24 protein-coding genes are annotated in these 26,793 nt (G+C 70.0%); 9 read left to right on the plus strand and 15 right to left on the minus strand.

All coding sequences use genetic code 11. The annotated features are described in order from the left end of the window. Positions 1–73 precede the first annotated feature (73 nt). The 3 genes from VFZ09_RS14200 to VFZ09_RS14210 are packed head-to-tail and all read right to left on the minus strand — an operon-like array spanning position 74 to position 2,203. Positions 74–595 (minus strand): gamma-glutamylcyclotransferase, encoded by a 522-nt coding sequence (locus VFZ09_RS14200; protein ID WP_329728097.1) that lies wholly within the window; start codon positions 593–595, stop codon positions 74–76. Between the two features lie 28 nt (positions 596–623). Continuing rightward, positions 624–1,202, minus strand: coding sequence for a GbsR/MarR family transcriptional regulator (locus VFZ09_RS14205; protein ID WP_043410265.1), 579 nt, complete (start codon positions 1,200–1,202; stop codon positions 624–626). Next, complete coding sequence (locus VFZ09_RS14210; RefSeq protein ID WP_329728098.1) at positions 1,199–2,203, minus strand: polyprenyl synthetase family protein; 1,005 nt, start codon at positions 2,201–2,203, stop codon at positions 1,199–1,201. The genes VFZ09_RS14205 and VFZ09_RS14210 overlap by 4 nt, the downstream gene beginning before the upstream one ends. 143 nt (positions 2,204–2,346) lie before the next feature. Between VFZ09_RS14210 and VFZ09_RS14215 the strand changes: the two genes are divergently transcribed. Continuing rightward, positions 2,347–3,921, plus strand: a complete 1,575-nt coding sequence (locus VFZ09_RS14215; protein ID WP_329728099.1) for an MFS transporter — start codon at positions 2,347–2,349, stop codon at positions 3,919–3,921. A 51-nt stretch (positions 3,922–3,972) separates the two neighbouring features. Here the strand turns inward: VFZ09_RS14215 and VFZ09_RS14220 are convergent, their stop codons facing one another. After that, positions 3,973–4,497, minus strand: coding sequence for a phage tail protein (locus VFZ09_RS14220; protein WP_329728100.1), 525 nt, complete (start codon positions 4,495–4,497; stop codon positions 3,973–3,975). A 229-nt stretch (positions 4,498–4,726) separates the two neighbouring features. Here VFZ09_RS14220 and VFZ09_RS14225 point away from each other — a divergent pair, with 229 nt between their 5' ends. After that, a complete protein-coding gene (locus tag VFZ09_RS14225) occupies positions 4,727–6,559 on the plus strand; it encodes a DUF7151 family protein (protein WP_329728101.1) in 1,833 nt (610 codons plus the stop codon). Positions 6,560–6,630: 71 nt separating this feature from the next. Here the strand turns inward: VFZ09_RS14225 and VFZ09_RS14230 are convergent, their stop codons facing one another. Further along, the gene (locus tag VFZ09_RS14230) at positions 6,631–7,125 is read right to left on the minus strand and encodes a GNAT family N-acetyltransferase (RefSeq protein ID WP_329728102.1); all 495 of its coding nucleotides are present in this window, start codon (positions 7,123–7,125) and stop codon (positions 6,631–6,633) included. Positions 7,126–7,193: 68 nt separating this feature from the next. Here VFZ09_RS14230 and VFZ09_RS14235 point away from each other — a divergent pair, with 68 nt between their 5' ends. Then, on the plus strand, positions 7,194–7,367 hold the full coding sequence (locus VFZ09_RS14235) for a hypothetical protein (RefSeq protein ID WP_329728103.1): 174 nt from the start codon (positions 7,194–7,196) through the stop codon (positions 7,365–7,367). A 155-nt stretch (positions 7,368–7,522) separates the two neighbouring features. Next, positions 7,523–7,939, plus strand: coding sequence for a nucleoside diphosphate kinase regulator (gene rnk / locus VFZ09_RS14240; protein ID WP_329728104.1), 417 nt, complete (start codon positions 7,523–7,525; stop codon positions 7,937–7,939). Here the strand turns inward: rnk and VFZ09_RS14245 are convergent. Next, the gene (locus tag VFZ09_RS14245; RefSeq protein WP_329728105.1) at positions 7,936–8,532 is read right to left on the minus strand and encodes a hypothetical protein; all 597 of its coding nucleotides are present in this window, start codon (positions 8,530–8,532) and stop codon (positions 7,936–7,938) included. The two genes, rnk and VFZ09_RS14245, sit on opposite strands and share 4 nt — an antisense overlap. A 103-nt stretch (positions 8,533–8,635) precedes the next feature. On the opposite strand from VFZ09_RS14245, the gene VFZ09_RS14250 reads away from it, so the two are divergent. Further along, positions 8,636–9,928 (plus strand): hypothetical protein, encoded by a 1,293-nt coding sequence (locus VFZ09_RS14250; protein ID WP_329728106.1) that lies wholly within the window; start codon positions 8,636–8,638, stop codon positions 9,926–9,928. A gap of 32 nt (positions 9,929–9,960) precedes the next feature. Here the strand turns inward: VFZ09_RS14250 and VFZ09_RS14255 are convergent, their stop codons facing one another. Then, positions 9,961–11,673: a type IV pilus twitching motility protein PilT gene (locus VFZ09_RS14255; RefSeq protein ID WP_329728107.1), complete on the minus strand. Its 1,713-nt coding sequence runs from the start codon at positions 11,671–11,673 to the stop codon at positions 9,961–9,963. A 15-nt stretch (positions 11,674–11,688) separates the two neighbouring features. After that, positions 11,689–12,168: a hypothetical protein gene (locus VFZ09_RS14260; RefSeq protein WP_329728108.1), complete on the minus strand. Its 480-nt coding sequence runs from the start codon at positions 12,166–12,168 to the stop codon at positions 11,689–11,691. 359 nt (positions 12,169–12,527) lie between these two features. Between VFZ09_RS14260 and valS the strand changes: the two genes are divergently transcribed. Next, on the plus strand, positions 12,528–15,209 hold the full coding sequence (gene valS / locus VFZ09_RS14265) for a valine--tRNA ligase (protein WP_329728109.1): 2,682 nt from the start codon (positions 12,528–12,530) through the stop codon (positions 15,207–15,209). A 96-nt stretch (positions 15,210–15,305) separates the two neighbouring features. Here valS and VFZ09_RS14270 read toward each other — a convergent pair whose 3' ends face one another. Further along, positions 15,306–16,133: a TonB-dependent receptor gene (locus tag VFZ09_RS14270; RefSeq protein WP_329728110.1), complete on the minus strand. Its 828-nt coding sequence runs from the start codon at positions 16,131–16,133 to the stop codon at positions 15,306–15,308. 323 nt (positions 16,134–16,456) lie between these two features. Here VFZ09_RS14270 and VFZ09_RS14275 point away from each other — a divergent pair, with 323 nt between their 5' ends. Then, a complete protein-coding gene (locus VFZ09_RS14275) occupies positions 16,457–17,350 on the plus strand; it encodes a transporter (RefSeq protein ID WP_329728111.1) in 894 nt (297 codons plus the stop codon). Continuing rightward, positions 17,347–18,063 carry a hypothetical protein gene (locus VFZ09_RS14280; RefSeq protein WP_329728112.1) on the plus strand — a complete coding sequence of 239 codons (717 nt, stop codon included), beginning with the start codon at positions 17,347–17,349 and terminating at the stop codon, positions 18,061–18,063. Before VFZ09_RS14275 ends, VFZ09_RS14280 begins: the two co-directional genes overlap by 4 nt. 21 nt (positions 18,064–18,084) lie before the next feature. Here the strand turns inward: VFZ09_RS14280 and VFZ09_RS14285 are convergent, their stop codons facing one another. From VFZ09_RS14285 to VFZ09_RS14300, 4 genes are read right to left on the minus strand one after another with little or no spacing between them, the layout of a single operon-like run. Further along, positions 18,085–18,873 carry an ABC transporter permease gene (locus VFZ09_RS14285; protein ID WP_329728113.1) on the minus strand — a complete coding sequence of 263 codons (789 nt, stop codon included), beginning with the start codon at positions 18,871–18,873 and terminating at the stop codon, positions 18,085–18,087. A 4-nt stretch (positions 18,874–18,877) separates the two neighbouring features. Then, positions 18,878–19,648 (minus strand): hypothetical protein, encoded by a 771-nt coding sequence (locus VFZ09_RS14290; protein ID WP_329728114.1) that lies wholly within the window; start codon positions 19,646–19,648, stop codon positions 18,878–18,880. Beyond that, on the minus strand, positions 19,645–20,376 hold the full coding sequence (locus tag VFZ09_RS14295; RefSeq protein ID WP_329728115.1) for an ABC transporter ATP-binding protein: 732 nt from the start codon (positions 20,374–20,376) through the stop codon (positions 19,645–19,647). Before VFZ09_RS14295 ends, VFZ09_RS14290 begins: the two co-directional genes overlap by 4 nt. A 4-nt stretch (positions 20,377–20,380) precedes the next feature. Further along, positions 20,381–21,034 (minus strand): TetR/AcrR family transcriptional regulator, encoded by a 654-nt coding sequence (locus VFZ09_RS14300; RefSeq protein ID WP_329728116.1) that lies wholly within the window; start codon positions 21,032–21,034, stop codon positions 20,381–20,383. A gap of 157 nt (positions 21,035–21,191) precedes the next feature. Between VFZ09_RS14300 and VFZ09_RS14305 the strand changes: the two genes are divergently transcribed. After that, on the plus strand, positions 21,192–22,013 hold the full coding sequence (locus VFZ09_RS14305) for an alpha/beta hydrolase (protein WP_329728117.1): 822 nt from the start codon (positions 21,192–21,194) through the stop codon (positions 22,011–22,013). Here the strand turns inward: VFZ09_RS14305 and VFZ09_RS14310 are convergent. Both VFZ09_RS14310 and VFZ09_RS14315 read right to left on the minus strand, forming a co-directional pair. Beyond that, a complete protein-coding gene (locus VFZ09_RS14310; protein ID WP_329728118.1) occupies positions 21,979–24,756 on the minus strand; it encodes a tetratricopeptide repeat protein in 2,778 nt (925 codons plus the stop codon). The two genes, VFZ09_RS14305 and VFZ09_RS14310, sit on opposite strands and share 35 nt — an antisense overlap. Next, positions 24,746–26,695, minus strand: coding sequence for a tetratricopeptide repeat protein (locus VFZ09_RS14315; RefSeq protein WP_329728119.1), 1,950 nt, complete (start codon positions 26,693–26,695; stop codon positions 24,746–24,748). Before VFZ09_RS14315 ends, VFZ09_RS14310 begins: the two co-directional genes overlap by 11 nt. Positions 26,696–26,793: the final 98 nt, after the last annotated feature.

Below are 26,793 nucleotides of genomic sequence, written 5' to 3' on the forward strand. Positions count from 1 at the left end.
CTCGCGCCTCGATAGCACGAGAACCCGCGCCCCCCTGGTCCCGAACCCAGGGACTCCACGCGTCCGCCCTGCCCTACTCCCCGCGGCGCAGGCGCTCGATGTACTCCGCGGGCAGCCCCGCGCTCTGCGCGCCGCGCACCAGCGCGTCGATGAACCGCTGGCTGATGGGGCCCTCGGTGGACGCCCGGCGCGGCGACGTCACGAACGCCGTCGCCTGCAGCTCCTGGCCCTCCACCCGGACGCGCACGAGCCGCTCCACGCTCATGCTCGTCACCGCGCCCTCCTTGTGCTGGATGATCGGCCAGTCCTTCCCGCCAATCTCGAACAGCCGCCCGTACACGCTCTTCCCCGGCGCGTCCGTCAGCCCCGCCACCCGCCCTCCCCACCACCTCGAGGGGAAGTCGTACACCAGGTCCACGTCCAGCGCCTCGGCCAGCTTGCCCTCGGGCAGCTCGAAGAACTCGTAGCTGTGCTGCGCCCGCCACTCCTCGAAGGCCGCCCGGTCCAGGATCGTCGAATAGGCGAAGTACAGCTTCATGGCCGCCGTATCCGCCGTGCTCCGCGCCTTCATCACCTGATCGTAATGCGAGTCCATCCGTGCCTCCCTCGGCTCCCGGGCCGCCTCACTGCCGCGGCGAGTCCTCGCGCAGCGCGCCGAGGATGCCGCCCACGTCCAGGCGCGCCGTCTTGATGAACAGCCGTAGCGCTCTCTCCACGTGCTCGGCAAGCGTGGCCATCTTCTCCAGCCTCGCCAGGTGTTCACGGGGAACGTTCCCCGTCTCCACCGCCAGCCGGTGCGCCTCGGCCAGGTCCGCGCGGATGCGCTCGATGAACCCCGCCTCCCGCTCCTCAATCACGTGCGACACCATGCGGATGAGGTCCGTCTCCGCCGCGTAGCGCCAGGCGCTGTCCTGCGGCGAGCGCACGCGGCGGATGACTCCCCAGCGCTCCAGATCCCTCAACAGCATGGACACCCCGCCCTTGGACAGCTCCAGCTCGCGCTCGAGCTCCCCGGCGGTGAGGGGCTCCCCGCGCAGGTACAGCAGGGCCCAGACGCGGCCCTGGTTGCGCTTGAAGCCCCAGAATTCGATCACGTTGCCCACCGCGTCGATGGCGATGGCTTCCCAGGGAGCGAGATGACCGTTGCTGGAGCCCTCCCCCCGGGCCGCTTCGAGACCACTCGTCCACAGGTAGCCCTTCATGCGGCGCGGCTCCGCTCCTGGGCCTGGGCGGCCATGCCCAAGGACAGCTTGCGCGCCCAGTCCACCAGCTCGGCGCCCGGGCCCTGCTGCCCGTACGGCCCCAGCGCGTCCACGGCGGCGTCCAGCTCCCGGTTCATCCGCTCCATGGCCAGCTCGACCGCACCGGTGGCCTCGATGGCGTCGCCGATGGCGCGGGTGCGCTCGGGATTCACGGTGGTGAAGGCCCAGGCGTCCTTGAGCTTGGTCTTCAGCGTGCCGTCGCGCTCCACCGCCAGGAGGATGGGCAGCGAGGGCGTGCCCGAGAGCACGTCCGCGTAGCGCGGCTTGCCCGGATCCGTGCCGAGCACGTCGCGGATGTCATCGGCGATCTGGAAGGCCACGCCGAAGCGGCGGCCGAAGAGATCGAAGCGCCGGGCGGCCTCGGGCTGGTTGGCGAGCGTGGCGGCGGCGCTGCCGCACCAGCCGAAGAGCGAGCCCGTCTTGCCCTCGGCGATGAAGCGCAGGCGCTCCAGGGGCAGCTCCAGGTTGCCGCGGGCCTCCACCTCGGTGATGGCGGCGCGCGACATCTCCACCACCACGGCGAGGGCGGACTGGGTGAGGCGCGCATCCAGCAGCGACAGGCGGTGCAGCGCGGTGGAGAGGATGAGGTCTCCACTCATGACGGCGACGATGTTGCCCCAGCGGGCGTTCACCGTGGGCCGGGCGCGGCGGTACATGCCGGCGTCCACCACGTCGTCGTGCAGGAGGCTGGAGGAGTGGATCATCTCCGAGGCCACGGCCACGTCCACCAGCTTCTCGGGGGCCACGTTCACCGCGCCGCCGAACAGGCGCACCAGCATGGGGCGGGCGCGCTTGCCGCCGGTGCCGATGCACAGGTGGCGCGCGGCCTCCATCAGCGTGTCGCCCTTCACACCCGGGCCCGCATCCCCGTCCGCCAGCATGGTGCCCAGCCGCTGCTCCACGCTCCCCAGAAAATCCGCCAGCTCACGCGCGAGTTCCATGTACCCCTCTTCTCCCTCTGCGCCGTTCATATAGTTCAAGACCGCGTGAACTGCACCTGCTTCCTGCATGGACGGGCAGGCGCCGGGGCCTGGCAGGGGGGCGAGCGGGCACCAGGGGTCGGTTTGAGTGGGTGCGGTGCGTCATGAGAGAGACCCGGGAGCCCCCGCCCTCTCTCAAGGTCCGCGTGTCTCTCGCCGTCCTGCGCCGTCACGTCCTCCGCAGCTTCGCTGCCCTGGCCACCGCCGTCCCCCTCTTCCGGCCCGGTAACTCGCTGCCGGGCTCGGCCGCCCCGCTCCTGGGGGCGCCATCGGTAGGCACCACTCCCACATCCACCCCGGGTACCGAGGCCCGGAGCGCCCTGCGCGGCTCGCTGAGGGCCTCGGTGGCCGAGGGGATTGTGGCGGAGGTGTTCACCGCGTGCGCGGGGGCCACGGTGCTCACCGCGTGGGCGCTGGCGCTGAAGCTGGGGCCCTTGCTGGTGGGGGTGATGACGGCGCTGCCCTTCTTCGCCCAGTTCGTGCAGTTCCCGGCGGCGTGGCTGACGTCCACCTTCGGGCACCGGCGGGTGGCGCTGACGGCGGTGTGCCTGTCGCGCCAGGTGATGCTGCCGTTGTGCGTGCTGCCGTGGCTGCCGTTGGGGTTGCAGGGGCAGCAGCGGCTGCTGGTGGGGGTGGCGGCGGTGTCGGCGGTGCTGGGCGTCATCGGAAACAACGCCTGGGTGGCGTGGATGGGCGAGCTGGTGCCCGAGTCCATCCGGGGGCGCTTCTTCGGCCGGCGCACGGCGCTGTGCACGCTGGGAGGCACGGTGACGTCGCTGGTGGCCGGCGTGCTGATGGACAAGCTGCGCCCGCCCGAGGGCGTGGGCCTGGGCCTGCCGCTGCTGGCGGCGATGGCGTGCGGGGCGGGCGGGGTGACGACGCTGCTGATGGCGCGCCAGCATGATCCGGCGCCCGGCAAGGAGAAGGCGAAGCTGGACTTCCGCGTGGCGCTGCTGCCGCTGAAGGACGAGCGGGCGCGCCGGGTGCTGGTGTACCAGGTGGCGTGGAACGCGGCGGTGGGGATCTCCGCGCCCTTCTTCTCGTTCCACATGCTGAAGAACCTGAAGATGAGCTTCCTGACGATGGCGCTGTACCTGGCGGCGGTGGCCGGGATGCGCATGCTGGCCGCGCCGGTGTGGGGCCGGCTCATCGACAGGCGGGGGGCGCAGCCGGTGCTGCTGGCGTGCTCGCTGGGGATTGGCTTCGTCCCGGCCATCTGGCTCTTCCCGACGGCCACGTTCCTCTGGCCGCTGCTGGCGGACGTGGTGCTGGCGGGGGTGCTGTGGGGAGGCCATGGCCTGGCGGCCTTCGCGCTGCCGCTGTCGGTGGCACCGCGCCGGGGCCGGCCCTTCTACCTGGCGGCGTTCTCCACGGCGGGAGGCCTGGCCTACGCGGCGGCCTCGGCGCTGGGCGGGGGGCTGGCGAGCCTGCTGCCCACCGAGTTCGTCCTCGGGGGCCACCTGTGGGTGAACCTGCACGTGCTCTTCGTGCTGTCCTCGGTGGCGCGGCTGGCGGCGGCCTTCCTGGCCATGCGCATCGTCGAGCCGGACGCGAAGCCGGTGTGCTCGCTGGGGGCGCTGCTGTCGCTGGTGGGCTCGCGGCTCCAGGCGCGCGCGGCGCGGGTGCCCACGCCCGATCCGGTGCTCGCCGAGCCCCAATCCGCCCACGCGGAGTCCTGAGCGCGGAGGACGGACCCGGGGCCCTCGGGGACCCCGGGCGCCCGGGCCGCGTCAGTTGCGCGAGGGGAAGATGCCCTGGAGCGCGATGATGAAGTTCACGCACGTGTAGGGCGGCATGTTGTTGTGGGGCTGGTTGCCCCCCGCCGCGCCGATGACCGCGGGGTTCATCGTGCCGTCGATGGGAGCGCTCCGGTAGTTCAGCACCGTCGCCGTCGTGTCCGCCGCCAGGACCGTTCCCACGGGCGTCTCCACGTCACCGGCCTGGCTGCTGACATTGAGCGTGTGGTTGTGCGCCGGCATCTGGTTGCTGATCAGCGTCACGGTCTCCGAGCCGCCCTGCTCCCCCAGGGTGCGCGGCGACAGACCCGGGCCCTGGCCCGGCTGCATGGGGTAGCGGCCGCGCAGGTCCGGCAGTGCGAAGGTCGTCGTCCCGTTGCCACCGTAGGTGGTGCCCAGGATGGAGAAGAGGGCGGTGTTCTGCGCGATGGACAGGATCTGGCCCTGGCAGAACTGCCAGCCCCGAGGCGGGAAGTTGCCAGCGAACATCCGAATCTCTCCGATGAACGGATCCGACATGCGTGCTCCCTGCTGAGTGTTGAACCGACAACAAAGCATGTCCCGGGACGGAGGACCAGGACTCGCTGTCAAGCCCTGACGGAACGCGTTGTGAAGCCAATCACACCACCCCGGCCACGGACTGGCACATACTGCGCGCTTGCAACTGCAACAGGTTCTCGAAAGGACCGTGCCGATGACGATGCCGACCCTCCTGCGACTCCAACTGGGACCCTCCGGGTTCCGAGTCATGTCCCTCTGTGCCGCACTGGTCCTCTCGGCCTGCACGAACGAAGGCGGGCAGGGACCCCAGGGGCCCCAGGGACCGGAGGGACCCGCCGGGCAACCCGGAGCGGCGGGCGCGGGCACGCTGATGCGGACCTCGGCCGAGCCGGATGGGACCCAGTGCGCGCTGGGGGGCTCGAAGTTCGAGGTCGGTCTGGATGCCAACCGGAACGGAACCCTGGACGACTCCGAGGTCGACGCCGCGCAGACGCGCTACGTGTGCAACGGCGCCCAGGGACCCCAGGGCGAAGCGGGCCCCGCGGGTGGACCCATGGGCCCGGCAGGACCTGAAGGAAAGCGCGCGCTGGTGAAGACGTCGGCCGAGGCGCTCGGGGCCAACTGCGCCACCGGCGGTATCAAGCTCGAGGCCGGCGTGGACGCCAATGGCAACAGCACGTTGGACACGACCGAGGTGGACGCGGCCCTCACCCGCTACGTGTGCAATGGCGCTCAGGGTCCCCAGGGCATCCCGGGCGCGAAGGGTGACACCGGCGCCACGGGTGCCAAGGGCGACACCGGCGCCACGGGTGCGGCGGGAGCCCGGGCCCTGGTGAAGACGGCGGCCGAGGGGCTCGGGGCCAACTGCGCCACTGGCGGCATCAAGCTCGAGGCCGGCGTGGACGCCAATGGCAACAACACCTTGGACACGGCCGAGGTGGACGCGGCCCTCACCCGCTACGTGTGCAATGGCGCTCAGGGACCCCAGGGCATCCCGGGGGCCAAGGGCGACACTGGCGCCACGGGGGCCAAGGGTGACACCGGCGCCACGGGGGCCAAGGGCGACCCGGGTCCTCAGGGTCCCCAGGGCATCCCGGGCGCCACGGGAGCCAAGGGCGACACCGGCGCCACGGGTGCCAAGGGCGACCCGGGTCCGGCGGGCCCGGCCGGAACCATGGGTATCTACGGAGATGGCACGGCGGGCGCGTTGTCGGTGGCGTCCGGAAGCACCCTGGACCTCACCGCCTCCACCGGGTTCAACACGCTGGTGAGCCAGGGCAAGATCCACCTGCAGTTCACCACCATCGACATCGCCGGCACGCTCATCGTCCCGAGCGGGACGATGCTCCGCGCCACGGGGAACGTCACGGTGAGCGGCACCATCGATGTCACGACAGGCACCGAGGACAGTGGTGGCGGCGCGCCGCACCCCGGCATCTCCGTCGCTCCAGCGGGTGATCCGAACGGAGGAATCGGGCTGAACACCCTCCAGGCCCACCAGGTCCGCCGCCCCGTGGTCTTCGCGGGCGGCGCGGGCAGCCGCATCACCGCCACGTCGGGAGGCCAGGGTGGCGGCGCCCTGGTCATCGCCGCTGGAGGCAATGTCCTCGTCACGAGCACGGGCAACATCAACGCGAACGGCACGAACGGGGTGAATCCGCCCAGCAACACCAACACAGTGGGACCCGGAGGCGGAGCGGGAGGTGTCATCGTAATCGCCGCCAAGGGAACGCTCACCGTGAATGGCAACATCCGCGCCCGAGGTGGCAATGGCGGCAATGGAATCACTTCCGGTGGCCCTGGAGAGGGCGGTGGCGGTGGCGGCGGCGGCGGCATCATCCACCTGATCTCGATGACGACACCCAACGTGACCACAGGAGCCCTCCAAGTCCAGAACGGCACGGGTGGAACCTCCGCGGCGCCCACGTCCCCGAGCACCGCTGTCTCGGCCGGTGGCGGTGGCGGTGCATGCGGTGGCAATGGCGGCGATGGCAGCACCAGCACGGCGCAAGGCTCCGACGGAGCCATCGGCAAGACCTTCCAGACGGTGGTGAACGCCCCGGAGAACCTGCTGCTGTGAGTTGAACGGACGTCCCCCATTCCATCCGGGTGAAGCAAGCGGCCCGCGGGTGACACCACCCGCGGGCCGTGTCATCTGGGGCCCCACTCGAGCGCGAGATAGGGCTCCTGAGTCTCCTGCTCCGCCTCGGCCACGGGGGTGAATCCCAGCCGGGTGTAGAGCCGCAGGGCCGGGTTGTTCCGCAGGACGTGGAGCCTCAAGGGCTTGCCGGCTGCCAAGGCCTCCTCCTGGAGCGCGCGCAGCACCGAGGTGCCCAGGCCCGAGCCCCGGTACGCGGGCAGCAGCGTCACATCCACCAGACGCAGCTCGTGCTCGCCACGGACCACCCAGAGGCGGCCCACGGGACGGCCCTCGTGCTCGAGGATGCGGTGGCCCTCGGACGGGTAGCGCGCCTCGTAACCGCGCTTCTGCGCCAGCCACTGCATGCGCAGGAAGGGCTCCTGCTGCGCCGCGCTCCAGCCCCAGGCCGCCATCTCCTCGGCACGGGTGCTCGCGTAGAGCGCGAAGAGGAAGGGGTCGTCACTCTCGGCTACTGGACGGAGGGTCAGGCGGACGGGCTGGTTCACGGTGACCTCGAGGAGCGGGCACCAGAGACCTGGCTTGCCCGGGGACATCGGGCAGTTATACTCGTCCGATGTCCGCGCACGAGACCGTGCGCACTCCCGTGGTGACCGAGCCCATGATGCCCTCCACCTGCCCAGCTGCGATGAAGTCCGGTACGCGCTGGGCCGTGGTGCGTCGGGTGCTGCTCGCCCACGGCCGGGCCACCGCCTGGCTCCAGTCCCGCGCCGCCCGCCACCCGCTCTAAGCCCCGGCGCGCGGCGTCCCGCCCGCTCCGCCGGCCACCCGGACACGCTCGCGCGTCGTCACGGGTCCGCACGCTGACGCGGGTTGCCCCTCGCCTGACCTCCGCCCACTTCACACCCGGCCGCAACTCGGCCATTGCCCCATGAGGAACATGGAATGACCCACGAGCGACGCATCATCGTCACGGAGACCGACCTGGAGCGCCTTCAGCGCGTCATCGAGCAATACAGTGGTGGGCGTAACGCCACACTGGCCGAGATGTTGGACCTGGAGTTGGCCCGGGCCGAGGTGACGAGCTCCCAGAAAGTCCCTCCGGACGTGGTGACGATGAACAGCACCGTCGTCTTCGAGGACGAGGAGACGGGCGCGCGCCGGGAGGTGACGCTCTGCTACCCGTGGGATGCACGCAGCGACGAAGGCCGCGTCTCCGTGCTCGCGCCTGTCGGGAGCGCCCTCATCGGGCTGTCCGTGGGCCAGTCCATCGACTGGCCCATGCCGGGCGGGCGGACCCGGACGCTCCGCATCGTCGCCGTGCCGTACCAGCCGGAGGCGGCGGGGCACTTCCACCTCTAGCGCAGGCCGTTGCGAATCAACTCCCGGACCGTGGCCTCCGAGCAGTCCGGGAGTGCGTGGCGATACGCCCGGACGGCCTCCCAGAGCTCCGGAACGGGGCCCGAGCGCGCGATGGCCTGGCGCTCGGCCTCGTCCGGGATGTCCTCGGTCGCGCGCTCGGCCGTCCACTGGGAGGCTTCCAGGGCCATCAGGATGGCACGCCCGGAAGCCGCGGCCTGCTCGCGCTCGGAGGCGGCGCCCCAGGACGAGGCCTCGTCGTCATAGAACTCCGCGTTGCCGATCAGGTCGCGCAGGGCCGCGGTGCACGAGGCGAGCCCGGCGTCTCCAGGAGGCGCGCCTCGCGCCAGCCACGCGCGAAGCGCCGACAGGGCCTCCTCGGGCTGGGTCGAGGAGGCGAAGTGCCTCTGCCAACCTTCATCCCTGGGAGCGCCCTGGCGCCAGCGGTCCACACAGGCCCCGGCGATGGCGAGCCCGGCGCGAACGAGGACGCCCTTCCCCCACCGCGACAGCCCCCAGATCCAATCCGAGAGCGGGCGCACCCCGGGTGCTTCATCGAGATACGCCTGGAGTTCGTCACTCTCACCGGTGGCCATGCGGAAACCCTACCTCCCCCGCGAGCCCCCGAAGCCACTGTATCAATCCTGAAAACTCGTGTAAGTCCAGTCTTCTCTTACTTCCCAGAGGGAGGCGGACGACATGGGTTTCAACAAGACGCGGGGACTCTTCATCGCGACGTGGCTGACCGGGGCCGGGCTGGCGGGGTGCGGTCCCGCGCTGGAGCAGGAGGAGCCCGGGGACGAGACCCCGGGAGCGCAATCGCAGCCCCTCACGGAGGGAGCGCCGCTGACGGCCCATGACGCGAGCTGCCTCAAGCTGCAGGACCAGAACACGTGGAGCACCTACGCCTCGTACATGACGGGCGTGGGCCCGGCGCTGGGGCTGCCGGCGATCCTCCAGGACCTGAACCGCGCGGGCCCGGTGCTCACCTCGACCAACCACCCGCCGGCGGTGGGCTACAAGGGCGGCTTCCGCTGGAACGACGGCGACATGTCCACCACGGACTGGGTGCCGCAGGGACTGACGGCGGGCGTGTCCGGCAGCACCAACGTGGCCATCGTCTCCTGGCACTACACGCTCACCAGCCCGGACAAGGGCGTGCGCATCTCCGTGGCGGACATCTCGGACATGTCGCTGAGCGCGGTGAACTACCGGCACCTCCTGCTGGTGCGGCCCACCAGCTCCGGCAACTTCACCACCATCCCCGAGCACGGCGGTGGCCTGGCCTGGTACGGCAACTACCTCTACATGGCGGACACCTCGGATGGCATGCGCGTGTTCGACCTCACGCAGATCCGCGAGGTGAGCACCAGCACCACGTGTGACACGGCGATCGGCAAGGTGGGCACCGAGTGGTGCGCCTACGGCTACAAGTACGTGCTGCCGCAGGTGAGCGCGTACGTGGTGCCCTCGACCATCGTCAGCCCCTGCCGGCCCAAGTTCTCCTTCCTGGGCAAGGACACGCGCGGCACCACGGACGTGCTGCTCTCGGGCGAGTACTGCAACAACACCGGCACGGGCTGCCCCTATGACGGCTCCACGCCGGGGCTCGGCGGGCGGCTCTACCGCTGGCCGGTGGACTCCACCACGTACCGCCTCCAGACGGTGAGCGGCCTGGTGGCCCCCGAGCGCGCCTGGATCATGAACGAGCCCAACGTGCAGGGCGTGGCCCCCATCATGACCACGACGGCGACCACGTCGTACTGGCTGAGCTCGACGCGCTACAGCGGCGCCCTCTTCAAGGTGTCCACGGGCGCCTCGCGCACGGCGTACCTGTCCGGCAATGGCGACTGGGCCCGGATGCCCGAGGGCATGCACGCCACGGGCAGCGGCACCAACCTGTGGACGGTCACCGAGGGCTACAACGGCAGCACCAGCCCGGCCAGCGGCGGCCGGGTGGTCTTCTTCGCGGACCAGGCCTCGCTGGACTGAGCCGCCCGGACCGGACTGTCCACCTCCATGGCTCAGGAGGTGGGCAGATCGATCTTGAAGCCCGAGCGCTCCAGCATCTGCTTGAACTCCCCCTTGGCGATGGCCTTGATGTAGGCGTCGTTGGGCTCGCAGAGCTTCTTCTTCACCAGATCCAGCAGGGCATCGTTGAGCGTCTGCATGCCGATGCCGCGCGAGGTCTGCATGATGGAGGGAATCTGGAACGTCTTGCCCTCGCGGATGAGGTTGGCCACGGAGCTGGTGCACAGGAGCACTTCCTGCGCGGGCACGCGGCCTCCGCCGATCTTCTTCACCAGCATCTGCGAGATGACGCCCTTGAGGGACTCGGAGAGCATCATGCGGATCTGCTCCTGCCGGTCCGCGGGGAACTGGTCGATGATGCGGTCCACCGTCGAGGGCGCCGTGTTGGTGTGCAGCGTTCCGAAGACGAGGTGGCCCGTTTCGGCCGTTTCGATGGCGATGGCGATCGTCTCGAGGTCTCGCATTTCGCCGACGAGCACGATGTCCGGGTCCTCACGGAGCGCGGCGCGCAGGGCGTTCTTGAAGCCGTGCGTGTGGACGTGCACCTCGCGCTGGTTGACCAGGCACTTCTTGTTCGGGTGCACGAACTCGATCGGGTCCTCGATCGTGATGATGTGATCCTCGCGATTGCGATTGATGTAGTCGATCATCGCGGCGAGGGTCGTGGACTTACCGGAGCCCGTGGGGCCGGTGACGAGCACCAGACCCTTGCTGAGGTAGCACAGGTCGAGGATGTGCTTGGAGAGCCCCATGTCCTCGGCGGACATGATCTTCGTGGGGATCTGCCGCATCACGGAGCCGATGCCCTTGCGGTCCTCGAAGACGTTGACGCGGAAGCGGGCGCGCTCGGTCTCGTGGGCGAAGTCCGTGTCGCGCGTCTCCTCCCACTGCTTCTTGTTCTTCTCCGGAGCGATGGTCCAGAGCATCGCCTTGAGGCGATCGTTCGTGAGGGGCCGGTAGTCTTCCTGCGCCACCATGTCGCCATCGATGCGCAGCATGGGCACCACCTGGCTGGACAGGTGGAGGTCGGAGGCCTTCTTGTCGAGCATCCGGTCCAACAGCGCGCGCAGGGCCTGGGCCGCATCCGAGTCCGGCCCGTCGTTGACCGGAATCACCTGGATGGAGGACTTCGCCTCGGCGGCGGGAGCGGGCGTGGGGGCCTTGGCGGCGGCCGGAGCGGCGGTGGGGACGGCGCGAGGACCCGCGGCCGGAGCGGTGGGCGCACGCGCCGGGGCGGCACCGGGGCCGGCCGTGAAGGCACCCCCAGCGCCGCGGGCGGCCAGGTCCATCATGTCCGCCGGAGAGGCCAGCTCCAGCTTGTCCTCCTCGGAGGCGGGCGGCAGATCCAGACCACCCTGGGACGGAGCCGGGAGCGGCACCGCGACGACGTTCGCGGCCGGCGCCGCCTTCTGGGGCACCAGCGCCACCTTCAGGTGGCCCGCGACGTTCTGCACCTTGACCTGCACCGCGCCCGCGGGAGCGGCATAGGAGAAGGTGGAGACCCCCTCGGTGGGGAAGCTGCCCCGCATGTCGGCGGGGAGGATCTCCGAGAGCGCGCCGATGATCTGCTGCGAGTTGAGACCCGCCTTGACCATGGGGACGTTGCCCGCGGCGGTCCGCAGATTGATGCCGCTGCCGGTCTCCAACATGATGGCGACACCGGCTTCCTTGTAGAGCTTCTCGATGAAGGCGTCGAACCGAGCCATGGCTTTTCAGGCTTCTCAGCGGCGAAGGGTTTCCACGTAGGCGACGTGGCGCTTGTTGACCAGGGCGACCTGCTCCCCCTCCAACACGGGGAAGAACGCGGGCGCGCTGTTGTTGAGGTAGTCGGTGAGGCGGGAGTGGGCCTCGGGCAGCACGTAGGTGATGAGCCCGCGCAGCTTCTGGCCGTCCATCATCGTCACCTCCACCTCGTGCTCGGTGGGGATGGTGAACTGATCGACGACGTTGGGCTCGAGCTCGGCGGCCACGCGCGCCAGGGCGAGGTTCTCGCAGTGCACGAACGTCATGGCGTCCGTGTCCGCGTCGACCGCGGGGATGAACAGGGAGCCACTGCCGTTGAGCAGGTCCGACAGGCGCTCACCGCCGGTGTGTCCGGGAGCGGCTTCGGCGAGGAACACGGCCACGTTGCGCGAGGCACCACCCGGCAGGACGAACTGGGCCGCTACGCGTCGCTTCGGTACGGAGAGGGATTCCAGCATGGGGGGGCAGTATCAGTCAGTCTGAGGTGCGTTGTTTAGCACACTCGGCGAGTCTCCCAGGAATCCGGACCGGGGGTGAAGGCCGTTTCTACAGCCCTCTACAGGCCGGAGCCACCAGGAGGGCAGCCGAGCGGATGGTGGATTGGGAGCCGGGACCCGACGCCTCGGAGGACCCGCGGATGAATCCCGGTGACATGGCCGTGGCCTGGGTGACCTCGCTCCGAGCAGCGCTCCGCGCGCCTCTTCCGCGCCCTGCGCGCGTTCACGCTGACCACCCTCGACGCGAGGTGAGGCGCCGGGAGGAGCGGCACTGGAGATCTCAGTAGCAGCGGACACGCCTCCTTGGCATCTTGCGCGCCATGAAGACGTTCCGCTCCATCAACCCTGAGCTCCTCCCCAAGCACTTCGAAGCCGAGGCCATCGAGAAGAAGCTCGATGCCCGGTGGGAGTCGGAGGGCACCTACCGTTTCGATCCCTCGCGCACCCGCGAGGAGACGTTCGTCGTGGACACCCCGCCCCCCACGGTGTCCGGCTCGCTGCACGTGGGCCACATCTTCAGCTACACGCACACGGACGTCATCGCCCGGCAGCAGCGGATGCTCGGCAAGAACATCTTCTACCCCATGGGCTGGGACGACAACGGCCTGCCCACCGAGCGCCGCGTCCAGAACTACTTCAACGTCCGCGCCGACGTCCGCACCCCGCATGAGCCCGGCCTCCGCCTGGAGCCGGCCACCGCCGAGTCCTCCAAGCAGCCGCCGCGCACCGTCTCGCGCCCCAACTTCATCGAGCTGTGCCACCAGGTGACCCAGCAGGACGAGCAGGTCTTCAAGGGCCTGTTCCGGCGCATCGGCCTGTCGGTGGACTGGGCCGAGGAGTACGCCACCATCGACGATGACAGCCGCAAGCTGGCGCAGCTGTCCTTCCTCGACCTGTACGAGAAGGGCCATGCCTACTCGGTGAAGGCCCCCACCATGTGGGACGTGGACTTCCAGACGGCCGTGGCCCAGGCCGAGGTGGAGGACCGGCCCCAGGCGGGCGCGTTCCATGACATCGAGTTCGGCGTGGAGGGCTCGGACGCGCGCTTCACCATCGCCACCACGCGCCCGGAGCTGCTGGCCGCCTGCGTGGGCGTCACCGCGCACCCGGACGACGAGCGCTACAAGGGCCTCTTCGGCAAGCGCGCCATCACTCCCCTCTTCCGCGTCCCCGTCCCCATCTTCCCCAGCGAGCTGGCCGACCCCACCAAGGGCACCGGCATCCTCATGGTGTGTACCTTCGGTGACGCCACGGACGTGCTCTGGTGGCGCCAGCAGAAGCTCCCGCTGCGGCAGATCATCGGCCGCAACGGGCGGCTGATGGCCGTCACCTTCGGGGACTCGGGCTGGGAGAGCCTGGACGCCCCGGCCGCGCAGGGCTTCTACGCGGGCCTGCTGGGCAAGACGGTGAAGCAGGCGCGCACGGCCATGGTGGAGCTGCTGCGGCGCGAGGACGGCGCGGCGAAGCCCGGCATGGGCGTCCCGCTCCAGGGCGAGCCCAAGCCCATCCAGCGCGAGGTGAAGTTCTTCGAGAAGGGAGACCAGCCGCTCGAGTTCATCTCCACGCGCCAGTGGTTCGTGCGGTTGATGGACAAGAAGGATCAGCTGCTGCGCTTCGGTGATCGGGTGAAGTGGCACCCCGAGCACATGGGCTCGCGCTACCGCAACTGGACGGAGAACCTGCAGCTGGACTGGTGCATCAGCCGCCAGCGCTACTTCGGCGTGCAGTTCCCCGTGTGGTACCCGCTGGACGCGGACGGCAACCCCCTCCACGACGAGCCCATCGTCGCCACGCGCGAGCAGATTCCGGTGGACCCCACGGTGGACGTGCCCACGGGCTACGAGGCCTCGCAGCGGGACCAGCCCAACGGCTTCACCGCCGAATCGGACGTGTTCGACACCTGGTTCACCAGCTCGCTGACGCCGCAGATCGCCTCGGGCTGGGAGCTGGATCCGGAGCGCCACGGCAAGCTGTTCCCCGCGGACATCCGCCCGCAGAGCCACGAGATCATCCGGACGTGGGCCTTCTACACCATCGCCAAGGCGATGCTGCACGAGAACTCCATCCCCTGGAAGCACGTGCTCATCTCCGGGTGGATCCTCGATCCGGACCGCAAGAAGATGTCCAAGAGCAAGGGCAACGTCATCACGCCCATGCACCTGCTGGAGAACTACGGCGCGGACGCGGTGCGCTACTGGTCGGCCTCGGCGCGGCTGGGCACGGACACGGCCTTCGACGAGAAGGTGTTCAAGGTGGGCAAGCGGCTGGTGACGAAGCTCTTCAACGCCGGCAAGTACGTGCTGAGCCAGACGGCGCAGGAGCACCCCATCACCCACGAGCTGGACCGCGCCTTCGTGGCGAAGCTCGCGGAGGTGGTGGAGACCGCGACGGCGTCCTACAAGGAGTTCGAGTTCGCTCCGGCCCTGGCCAACACGGAGAGCTTCTTCTGGGCGAGCTTCACGGACACGTACCTGGAGCTGGTGAAGGCGCGTGCGCGCGGAGAGGGCTCCGGTGGCGAGGAGGCACGCGGCTCGGCGGTGGCGGCGCTGCGGCTGGGGCTCAACGTGCTGCTGCGGCTGTTCGCCCCCGTGCTGCCCTACATCACCGAGGAGGTGTGGAGCTGGGCCTTCGCCGAGGAGACGGGCCGCAAGAGCATCCACCGCGCCCGCTGGCCCGACGCGCGCACCTTCGCGGGCATCGAGAAGCCGGCCAACCCCGCCTCCTTCGCCATCGCCGAGGCCGCGCAGCAGGCCATCAACAAGCGCAAGAGCGAGTCCGGCGCGGGCGTGGGCCGGGGTGTCACCCGCATGAAGCTGGCGGCGAACGCGGCCACCCTCGCCGGCTTCGGGCCCGTGCGCGAGGACGTGCTGTCCGCCACCCGCAGCCAGGGCGTGGAGCTGGTGGAGAAGGCGGATCTCGCCGACGGCACGTTCGAGATCCAGGACTTCGAGCTGGCCCCCGCCGCCGAGAAGGAGAAGGCCCCCGAGGCCTCCGAGGGCTGAGCGGAAGCCTCGAGCGGAAGCCCTGAAGTGAAACGGGCCCGGCGAATCCCATGAGGATCGCCGGGCCCGTCGTTCATCGGGTGCTGCTCGCCGCTATTACAGACGCGCGGTCAGCGACAGCATGAGGCGGCGCGGGAGCACCGGCCGGGCCAGGAAGATGTCCGGCACGGCGCCCAGCGACTCGTCCACGCGCGGGTTGCCCTCGGTGAGGCCGATGCTGTTGAGCGCGTTGAAGAGCTGCAGGTCCAGGGTGACGTTCTCGTACGTGTAGCCCGCGCGGACGTTGAACTGGCCGAAGCCGGGCAGGTCCACCGTGTTGGCGTTGTTCGAGAACCGGTGGCCCACGTAGCTCCAGTTGATGCCGAGGCTGGCGTTCCCGAACATGAAGGTGCCCGTCAGATCGCCAATCACCTGGGGGATGCGGCGGATGCGGTTGCCGGTGAAGTCATTCGCACCCTCGTTGAACTCCGTGTAGCGCGGGTCCTGCAGCGTCAGCATGCCCTGTCCGCGGAACCATTTGACCGGCTGCACCGCGCCCTCCAGCTCCAGGCCCAGCGTGCGCGCCTTGCCCGCGTACACGGTGACGAAGCGCGTGTCCCCCGTCACCGGATCCACCCGGGCGTCCTGGCTGGGGAAGTTCTCGATCTGCATCCAGTAGGCCACGGCCGCCAGGGCGTACCAGCTGCCACCCAGCTTGAGGCCCGCCTCGTTCTGCCACAGCAACTCCGGCGTCCGCGGGAACGCCGGGTCGGCCGGATCCGTGGCGGTGAGGTACTGGTCGAGCAGCGGCATCTTCGTGCCCCTCGCCGAGACGGTGACACCCCACAGCGGCTCTCCATAGGCCGCGGTGACCCGTCCCTGCACCGACCCGCCCTGGGCCGCGGGCGCCGGTGCGGGTGCCGGAGCGGGCGTCTGTGCCGGCATTGCCTGCTGCTGCGCCCATGCCGCCTGTCCGGACACCAGCGTGAGAGCGATTGTCGTGCACAGGACATTCGCTCGCGGCTTCATCGTACCTTGCTTGCTGCGCACTACCGGGGGAACGCCTTAGAACCGGCTCGACTTCATCAATGCATTGCCTCCTGTACAGAGGAGCGGGCGTCCCCCCAATGTCACCGAGGTGAGCATCATCGCGCGCGAGGGGAATCGCCCCTTCGAGGTCATACGGACGCTGCGGCTGTCCCCCGGATGATGCCGCGACAACTCGCCACAGGGGGGTGGCGAGCCCTCGCCGGTAGAGTGGCCGTATCATGTGGAAGTCCTGTCTCGCCGTGCCCCTGCTCGTGGCCACCCTGCTCGTTCCCCTGGAGGGACAGGCCTGCGCCACCTGCGCCTGTGGTGATCCGACCCTCACGTCCATGGGCACCGAGCAGCCCTTCGCCGGGCGCCTGCGGCTCGCCAACCAGGTGCGCGCCTGGAGCCTGACGACCGGCCAGGACGCCGTGGACGCCGTCTCCCTGCGCGAGCTGCGCATGGACCTGTCGGTGGCCTACGCCCCCCTCCCCTGGCTCTTCCTGTCCGCCACCCTGCCCCTGCAGACGCGCTCGTTGCAGCAGGTCAGCCTCGCGCGCGAGACGGCATGGGGACCCGGAGACATGGAGGTCGGCGCCAAGGTCTTCGTCTTCCGCGATCGCGAGTTCTCGGCGGACCACCTCATCGGCGTGCTCGCCGGGGCCCGGCTGCCCACCTCGCCCACGGTGCACGACGCGGATGGACGCCCACTGTCGCTCGATGCCCAGCTCGGCACCGCGTCCCTGGATCCATACCTGGGGCTCTCCTACTCGACCTTCCGCGGCGACTGGTCCTTCCTCGCCAGCGCCACGGGCTACCTCCCCACACGCGGGCGCGAGGGCTTCCGCGCCGGGGCCTCGCTGCGCACCACGCTCGCCGCGCAACTGCAACCGGGCCCGCGCTGGGCCGTGCGCCTCGCCGTGGACGGCCGCCTCGAGGGCCCCGGTGATCTGCGCGGCGTCGCCGATCCGGTGGGCAGCGGGGTCCTCGCCTTCGTGTCCCCGGACGTGCTCTTCAGCCCCGTCACCGATGTGGTGCTGGAGCTCGGGGTGCGCGTGCCCGTGCTCAACCTGCTGCGGGGCAACGTCCGTCAGAGCCCCATCCTCCAGGCCTCCATCGTCTACGATCTATGAAGTCCCGCTCCGCTCCCGTCCTCCTCTTGTTGGCCCTCTGCGCATGCGGCGCTCGCGAGGAGGGCATCCGGCTCCACCTCGGGCTCGACTTCCGCCCCGCGCGCCAGACGCTGGCGGGAGGCACCTCGCGCCAGTTCACCAACGACCGGGGAGATCGCATCACCCTGGACCGGGCCCACGTCACCCTGGGCAGCGTGGAGATCATCCCCTGCCAGACGAGCAGTGCGTGGCGGTGGCTGCGCGCGCTCTCCCCCATCGGCACGGCCCAGGCGCACGAGGCCAACACGCCCCGGCGGCTGGGCACGCCCCATGTGAGCGGACTGGAGCTCGCGGATGGCGAGCCGAAGATGCTGGGGACGTTGGAACCGCCGCCCGGCAGCTATTGCCGCGCCCGCCTCGTCTTCGCGCCCGCGGACGAGGACGCCGAGGGGCTGACGCCCGAGGTGGACATGGAGGGAAGGACGCTCCTGCTGGAGGGCCGTCTCCTCCCCGCCAGCGGTGGACCCGAGCAGACCTTCCGCCTGGAGTCGGCCAGCCTCATCAACGCCGAGCTCTGGCTGGAGGGGCTCGCGCTCACCCCGGACGCGCTGGAGGCGAGCCGCACCCTCCACCTGGCCTATGACCGGTGGCTGGACGGCGTGGAGCCCACGTCGCCCGGAGCCGCCGAGCAGGTGCTGCGCAACGTGGCCAGCTCCGCCACGATCGGCCCCTGAGCGGCCCCGGGGCCACGGGGCTCAGCGCAGCTCGGCGCGCTCGAACACGCGGGTGCCGAGCACGAGCGCACCCCAGGAGCCCACGAAGGCCACGGCCAGCGCGATGGCCGCGAAGAGCGGCACCGAGGCGTCGAACCACAGGAGGTTCGGCCCCAGGACGAGCAGATCGCGCAGCCGCTCACGTCCCTCGTACACATCGGGGCGGTAGAGCAGGAACACGGTGGGGATCATCGGCAGCATCCAGACCAGGAACGCGATGAGGAGTCCCTGGAACGCATCGCGCACCAGGAGCAACGGGCCGACGAGCACGCAGAGCAGCAGCACCACCAGGGCCGTGAAGATGAGCCCGGAGCCGATCGCGCCCGCCACGCTCACGGAGGACCCCTCCCCCACGAAGGGCCGCACGGCGAGCCCCGTGAGCAGGGACATCACCAGGCCCACCACCGAGGAGGCGAGCAGCACGGGGCCCACGCGGGCCATGAGGAACGCACGGCGCGAGATGGGCTTGCTGAGCAGCATCTCCATGGAGCGGTTCTCCCGGGGCTCCACGAGGGCGCGCATCAACCCGGCGACCCCACCGAAGAAGGGCAGCATGTAGATGCCGGTGTAGACGTTCACCAGGATGACGGCATCGAGCCCGCGGATCAGGAACGCGCGCTCCATGAAGGCATTGACCGCGGCGGGCAGGCGCGGAATGAGCGCGGCCGTGACGAGCACCACGACGATGCCCACGAGCAGGGACACGAGGGGCACGCCCCCGAGGGAATGGCGGGCCTCGAGGAGGCGGTAGCGGCGAAGAGGAGCCTGCATGGCGTCACACCTCCAGATGGCGCGCCCGCAGGGCGCCGAGAGCGAGCACGGCCGCGTTCATGCCCAGCAGGGCCGCGATGGGCCCCACCATGTGGGCGGGGCTCGGATCATCCAGGTGGCCGAGCATGGAGATGCCCTGGGTGAGGGGGTTGAAGGCGGAGAGACCACTCCAGGCGGGGTTGTAGAAGCCGATGAAGGCCATGCCCACGAGCAGGCTGAGCACCAGCAGGCTCACGAGCGCCGCCAGCGCCCGCTTCTGGATGAGCACGGCCATGAGCGCGCTGAAGCAGACGCAGAAGAACGCGGCGAACAGGTGCACCGTCATCGAGGCGAAGAAGATCCCCGGGCGGAACCCCGGGAGGCTCCGCGAGACGAGGAGCGCGGTGGCCAGGTGCGAGCCGATGTAGAGCACCCCCATGACGGCACAGGCCGACAGCGTGCGCGCCAGGAAGTACGCGGCGGGTGACACGGGCTTGGACAGCAGCACCGCGAGCTGTCCCGTCTCCTTCTCGCGGATGAGCAGGCTGCCCGCGAGCACCACCCCGAGCACCATGATGCTCTTGTTCATCGCCAGGTCCGTCCAGATGAACAGGAAGAGGATGGAGGGGTCCGACGTGGAGAACCACCCCTGCAAGGCCGAGAGCACGTGCGCGGGCGGCTTCGCGGCGATCACCGGCATGGCGAGCGCCGCGTAGGCCAGCATGCCCGCGGCCAGCCACGTCTTCCGCTCACGGAAGGTGGCCCGCATGTCGAGCCAGAGGAAGCGCGCCTTCATGCGGCCCTCCGCGCGAGCGACAGGTAGAGCTCGTCCATGTTCCCCGAGCGGTGCTCGCTCTTGAGCGCCTCGATGGGGCCGAAGGCGACCAGCCTGCCCTGGTGCAGCGCCGCGACGCGCCGGCACAGCGTCTCGATGTCCGACAGGATGTGGCTGGAGAAGAGCACGGTGACACCGCGCTCGGAGGACAGGCGGCGCAGGTGCTCGAGCAATTCGTGACGGCCGAGCGGATCCAACCCGGAGGTGGGCTCGTCCAGCAGCACGATGCGGGGCTCGTTGATGAGGGCCTGGGCGAGCCCCACCTTCTGCGTCATGCCGGTGGAGAAGCCGCCGAGCTTCCGGTCCGCCGCGGCCTCGAGGCCGAAGAGCTGGAGCAGCGACTGGATGCGCGCCTCGGCCATGCCGGTGTCGAGGTCGAACATGGCGGCGACATAGTGGAGGAACTGGCGCGCCGTCATGTGGGCCGGGAGCGCGTAGCTGGCGGGGAGGAAGCCGCACTGGCGGCGCACCTCGAGGCTCTCGCGCACCACGTCGTGGCCGAGCACCCGGGCGCTGCCCGAGGTGGGCCGTGTCAGCCCGAGCAGCATCCGGAGCGTGGTCGTCTTCCCCGCGCCGTTGTGCCCCATGAAGCCGAAGATCTCCCCGGGCTCCACGTGGAAGCTCACTCCATCCACTGCCCGGACGGGGCCGTAGACGCGGGTGAGCCGATCGATCTCGATGGCATGCATGGCATTACCTCTTGGAGCCGCGGCCCGGGCGCTTGCCCGGGGACGGCGGGGTGGGCGCGGGCGCGGACAGCCCCGCGATGAAGATGTCGATGACGGCGTCGAGCAGCCGCTCCCGGGAGATGCGGTCTCCCGTGGTGACGAGCCCGGTGTGGTAGTGCAGGAAGCGCAGCAGCCCGATCACGAAGGGCACCGCGTCGACGTCCAGATCCGCGCGGAACTCGCCCCGCTCGATGCCCTCGCGCACCCAGTTGCGGATCATCTCCACCTGGGCATCCGCCTTGCGCGGGTTGTCTCCGGACTCCGCCAGCGAGCGGAGCACCGTCAACTCCGGATCCTCGCGGACGAGCCGCTCGAGCAGGGCATCCCGGGCGAGCTCCCGGTAGGCGAAGCGCAGCGTGGCGCGCAGCCGCTCGCGAGGAGACTCCTGCCCCATCACCTCCGCGGCATACCGGCGCCCCGTCTCCGCGAGCACGGCCTCGATGACCGCGTGGAGCAGGACCTCCTTGCTCTCGAACTCCAGGTAGACGGCCCCCTTGGCGATCCCCGCCTCGCGGGCGATGTCCTCGATGCGCGTCCGGCGGAAGCCGAAACGCTCGAAGTGGCCCTTGGCCACCTGGAGGATGCGCTGGCGCCGGACCTCGACGGATGTTGCTGCCATGTGGACATCATGACCGGATTCGAATTTCCGGTCAAACGGTCACGGTGACATGCCGCCTCCCCTATCTGGGGGTGGACACGTCCCCCTGGAGGGGGAGGCAAGGGAGGGAGCACCGCCGCTATACCGCGCCAGACTCGGGGACCAAGGGAGCCCACATATGGCGATGTTCACGACGAAGGACGGGACGCAGCTCTATTACAAGGACTGGGGTTCGGGTCAGCCGGTGGTGTTCAGCCACGGCTGGCCGCTCAGCTCGGACGCCTGGGAGGACCAGATGGTGTTCCTCGCCTCCCATGGCTTCCGCACCATCGCCCATGATCGGCGCGGGCATGGCCGCTCCAGCCAGCCCTGGGCGGGTCACGAGATGAACACCTACGCCGATGATCTCGCCGAGCTGTTGGAGAAGCTGGACGTCAAGAAGGCCATCCTCGTGGGCCACTCGACGGGCGGCGGCGAGGTGGCGCGCTACATCGGCCGGCACGGCACGAGCCGCGTCGCCAAGGCGGTGCTGGTGGGCGCGGTGCCGCCCATCATGCTCAAGACCGCCGCCAATCCCGGCGGACTGCCGATGTCCGTGTTCGATGACATCCGCAAGGGCGTGGCCGCGGACCGCTCGCAGTTCTTCAAGGACCTGACCACGCCCTTCTTCGGCGCCAACCGCCCGGGCGCGAAGGTCTCGCAGGGCATGCGCGACAGCTTCTGGATGCAGGGAATGATGGGCGGCCTCAAGCCCGAGCTCGACTGCATCAAGGCCTTCTCCGAGACCGACTTCACCGCGGATCTCGAGAAGTTCGACGTGCCGACGCTGATCATCCACGGCGATGACGATCAGATCGTGCCCATCGACGCCTCGGCCCGCCGCACGGCCCAGCTCGTCAAGGGCGCGACGCTGAAGATCTATCCCGGTGGCGATCATGGCCTCGCCGCCACCCACAAGGATCAGCTCAACGCCGATCTGCTGGCGTTCGCCCGGAGCTGACCCGATGTGGGGCGCGCGCCGGGCGCTCCAGGCTTCCCGGGGAGGGACGAGTGCCGGCCCGCTCGCTCCCGCGGCGGGCGACGGGCGAACCCGGTGGCGCGTCTCCCTTCCACCGCTCCAGGGTGGCGAGCCGCTCCGCCAGTGGCGCGCCATGGGTCTTCACGCAACCCTCGAGCCCCTGTGAGCCCAGGTCGCCTCGTAGGAGGGCACTCTCCTTCCGGACCTCCTGGGCCACCTCCCTCGCCTCGTATGCCCTGGCCTCGGAGAGGACCTCCCACGCCAGGGTCTGGGAGTGGAGGGCTTCGCAACGCAGGGAGGCGCTCCGCCTGTGCTGACCCAGCGCCCAGAGCGCGTGCCCCAGCTGGTACTGCGTCCGGGCCCATTCCAGGGGCTCGCGCTCCCGCGTCCGTTCCTCCAGAGAGGCCCGGTAGGCCGCCACCGCCTCCTCCAACCGCACTCCGCTGCCCTCCTTCTCGCTCAAGGCTCGCAGCACCCAGCCCAGGTTGTGCTGCGCCAGAGCCCAGTCCAGGGGCTCGCGCTCCCGCTTCCATTCCTCCAGGGCGGCCCGGAAGGCCCCCACCGCCTGCTCCAACCGCGCCACGCTGCCCTCCCGGGTGCCCAGGGCCGCCAGCGCCATTCCCAGGCCGTTCTGCGTCCGGGCCCAGTCCGAGGGCACGCGCTCCCGCGTGAACTCCTTCAGGGCCGCCCGGTGCGCCTCCACCGCCTGCTTCAACCGCGCGACGCTTCCCTCTCGCTCGCCCAGGGTTGCCAGCACCAGTCCCAGGTTGAGCTGCGTCCGGGCCCACTCCAGGGGGATGCGCTCCCGCGTGAGCTCCTTCAGGGCCGCTCGGTAGGCCCCCACCGCCTGCTCCAGCCGCGCCGGGTTCCCCTCTCGCTCGCCCAGGGCCGCCAGCGCCACGCCCAGGCTGGACTGCGTCGTCGCCCACTTCAGGGGCACGCGCTCCCGTGTGACTTCCTTCAGGGCCTCCTGGTGTGCCTCCACCGCTTCTTCCAGCCGCGCCACACTCCCCTCCCTCTCCCCCAGGGCCGTCAGCGCCACGCCCAGGCTGGCCTGCGTCGCCGCCCAGTGCAGGGGCACGCTCACGCGCGTCCATTCCTTCAGGGCGGCCCGGTGGGCCTCCACCGCCTCCTCCAGCCTCGCCGTGCCCCCCTCCCTCGCGCCCAGGTTCATCAGCGTCCACCCCAGGCTGGCCTGCGTCGTCGCCCAGTCCATGGGTGTGCGCTCCCGCTTGAATTCCTTCAAGGCCTCCCGGTAGGCCGCCACCGCATCCTCCAGCCTCGCCGTGCCTCCTTCCCACGCGCCCAGGTTCATCAGCGTCCACCCCAGGCACAGCTGCGTTCGGGCCCAGTACAGGGGCACCCCCTCCCGCGTGAGTTCCTCCAGAGCGGCCTGGTAGGCCGCCACCGCCTCCTCCAGCCTCGCCGTCCTCCCCTCCCTCGTTCCCAGGGCGGTCAGTGCCAATCCCAGTTGGGTCTGCGTCTGGGCCCATGTCAGGGACTCGCGCTCCCGCGTGAGTTCCTCCAGGGCCGCCCGGAAGGTCGCCACCGCTTCCTCCAGCCGCTCCGTGCCCGGCTCCCGATCGCCCAGTCTGGCCAGCGTCCACCCCAGATGGGCCTGCGTCATGGCCCACTCCAGGGGTTCGCGCTCCCGCGTCCGCTCCTCCAGGGCGGCCCGGAAGGCCCCCACCGCTTCCTCCAGCCGCAGCGTGCCCCTCTCCCGCTCGCCCAGGGTTGCCAGCGCGACCCCCAGGCTGTGCTGCATCCCGGCCCACTCCAGCGGGTCGCGCACTCGCGGCCTCTCCTCCAGGGCAGCCCGGTACGACGCCGCCGCCTCCACGAGCTCCTCACGCTCTCCCGACTGGCTGCCCATGAGCAGGAGCGCATCGGCGAGGAGCACGCGCATGCTGGCCCGTGTCTCCACGCTCCACCCCTGGCCCTCGCTGCTCTCCAGCAGCTGGCGCACCTTCTGCACGAAGGGCTCGAGCTTGTCGGCTACGTAGCGCCCTTCCGCGGCTTGCAGCTCCGTACTCTGGGTGAGCAGGCGCAGGCGCAGGAGCTCCTCGAGTTCGTCCCAGAAGAGGGACGGGAGGTTCAGGTTCTGCGTCTCCGGCGCGTAGCGTCCCGAGTGCTTGCGCTCCAGGCCGCGGGCATCCGTCAGGAAGAGCTTGGGCGTGCTCTGGCCCCCCACGCGGAGGACCGTGCCCCAGATGAGCACGTCCGCTCCCGTCTTCCGCAGGTACTTCCGGGCCCGGGCCTCTCCTTCCTGGAAGCGCTTGTCGGACACGGAGTGTTCGGACATCACCTCCCTGTCCACCTGGATGACCTCGATGCCCTCCTGTTCATCGAGGGACTCCCGGATGAGGCGCTCGTACTCCCGGCCCTCGTCGTTCTCCAGGCGGGCCACCGCCACGGTGAACTTCCCGTCGGGGGCGGGTGGCAGCTCCTCCCGCGAGAGCAGCTCCACGAGCTGGGAGAGGAGGGGCAAGGTGCTCACCTTGTCCCAGTTCCACCAGACGAAGAACCCCAGGCTCACCAGGGCGAGCGTCACCAGGCCCCAGGTGCCAAAACGCTGGTAGAGCCATTGATGGATCACCCCCTTGAGCGTGGGGGGACCCTTGTCGGGAGCAGGGGGAGCGCCCCCTGGGCCCTGGGGCTCCGGGGCGGGAGGAGACACGGCGGGCGGCGTGCCCTCCGGGAGCCGAACGTTTCCCTCATCGGGCATGGTGACTTCCCCTCCGCTCCAGCGTGGCGAGCCTCCGAGCCATGCGTTTGCCGTAGGTCTTCAGGCATCGCTCCAGCCCCTGTGAACCCGGTTGGCTCCGCAGGAGGTCGCGCTCTCTCCGGACCTCTCGTTCACTGACCATGGCCTCGGGGGCTCCGACCCCGGAGAAGACCTCCCACGCCAGCCCGTGGGAATGGAGGGCTTCGCACCGCAGGGAGGCGCTCTGCTTGGACTCGCCCAGCATCCAGAGCGTATTCCCCAGGTTGAAGTGCGTCCGGGCCCAATCCAGGGGCTCACGCTCCCGCTTCAATTCGTCCAGGGATGTCTGGAAGGCCTCCACCGCCTCTTCCAGAAGTGCTGCGCTCTGCTTTCTCTCCCCCAGGATGGCCAGCGTGATCCCCAGATGGTTCTGCGTGTGGGACCACGCCAGGGGCTGGCGCTCCCGCGCGTTCTCGCGCAGGACGGTCCGGTACACCGCCACCGCCTCCTCCAACCGCTCCGTGCCCTGCTCCCGCTCTCCCAGCAATCGCAGCGTCTGCGCCAGCCGGTGCTGTGTCGCGGCCCATGCCACAGGATCGAGCTCCTGCGTCCATTCCTCCAGGGTGGCCCGGTAGGCCACCACCGCTTCCTCCAGCCTCGCCGTGCTCCCCTGCCTCTCGCCCAGAAGTCGCAGCGTCATCCCCAGCTCGTTCTGGATCCTGGCCCAGTACAGGGGCTCGCGCTTCCGCGGGAGTGCCTCCAGGGCCGCACGGTGCGCGACCACCGCTTCTTCCAGCCGTGCCGCTCCCCCCTCTCCCGTCTTGCCCAGCGTGGTCAGCGCCAGTGCCAGGTTGTTCTGCGCCTGGGCCCACTCCAGGGGCCCGCGCTCCCGCGTCCGCTCCTCCAGGGCCGCCCGGAAGGCCCCCACCGCCTCCTCCAGCCGCGCCCTGCTTCTCTCCTTCGAGCCCAGGGTGGCCAGCACCAGACCCAGGTTGTTCTGCGTCCGGGCCCACGCCAGGGGCTCACGATCTCGCGGCCTCTCCGCCAGGGCGGCCCGGTACGCCGCCACCGCCGCCACGAGTTCCTGGCCCTCTCCAGCATAGGTGCCCATGCGCAGGAGGGCGTCGGCGAGAAGCACGCGCATGCTGGCCCGTGTCTCCACGCTCCACCCCTGTCCCTCGCTGCTCTCCAGCAGGTGGCGCACCTTCTCCACGAGGGGCTTGAGTTTCTCGGCGGCGAAGCGCCCTTGCACGGCTTGCAAGTCCGCGCTCTGGGTGAGTACCCGCAGGCGAAGCACCTGTTCCAGTTCGTCCCAGAAGAGGGAAGGCAGGCTCAGGTTCTCGGGCGCATAGCGTCCCGAGTGCTTCCGATTCAGGCCCAGGGAGTCCGTCAGGAAGAGCTTGGACGTGCTCTGGCCCCCCACCTGGAGGACCGTGCCCCAGATGAGCATGTCCGCTCCCGTCTTCTCCAGGTACTTCCGGGCCCGGGCGTGCCCGGCCTCGAGGCGTTCCCCGGAGACGGCATGTTTGGACATCACCTCCCTGTCCACCTGGATGACCTCGATGCCCGCGTATCCATTGAGGGTGTCGCGGATGAGGCGCTCGTACTCCTGACCCTCGTCGTTCTCCAGGTGGGCCACCGCCACGGTGAACTTCCTGGCCGACGCTGGAGGCGATTTCTCCCGGGAGAGCAGCTCCACGAGCTGGGAGAGGAGGGGCAGGGTGCTCACCTTGTCCCAGTTCCACTGGACGAAGAACCCCAGGCTCACCAGGGCGAGCGTCACCAGGCCCCAGGTGCCGAAGCGCCGGTAGAGCCCGTGATGGAACAGCTCCTTGAGCGTGGGGGGACCCTTCTCGGGAGCGGAGGGAGGCCCCCCTGATGGGCCTTGGGCCTCCGTCTCGGGAGCAGGCACGGCGGAAGGCGTGCCTTCCCCAGGCCGGGCGTTTCCCTCATCGGGCATGGCGACTCCCCCTGGTCCCCGAGGCGCCCCTGCTTCCGGCCACGAGGACCCGGAACCGAGCTTCCTTCCTGAGCCCCATCGGGAACGCGTGTGCGGCT

The organism is Archangium sp. (assembly GCF_036277355.1).
GTDB lineage: Bacteria > Myxococcota > Myxococcia > Myxococcales > Myxococcaceae > Archangium.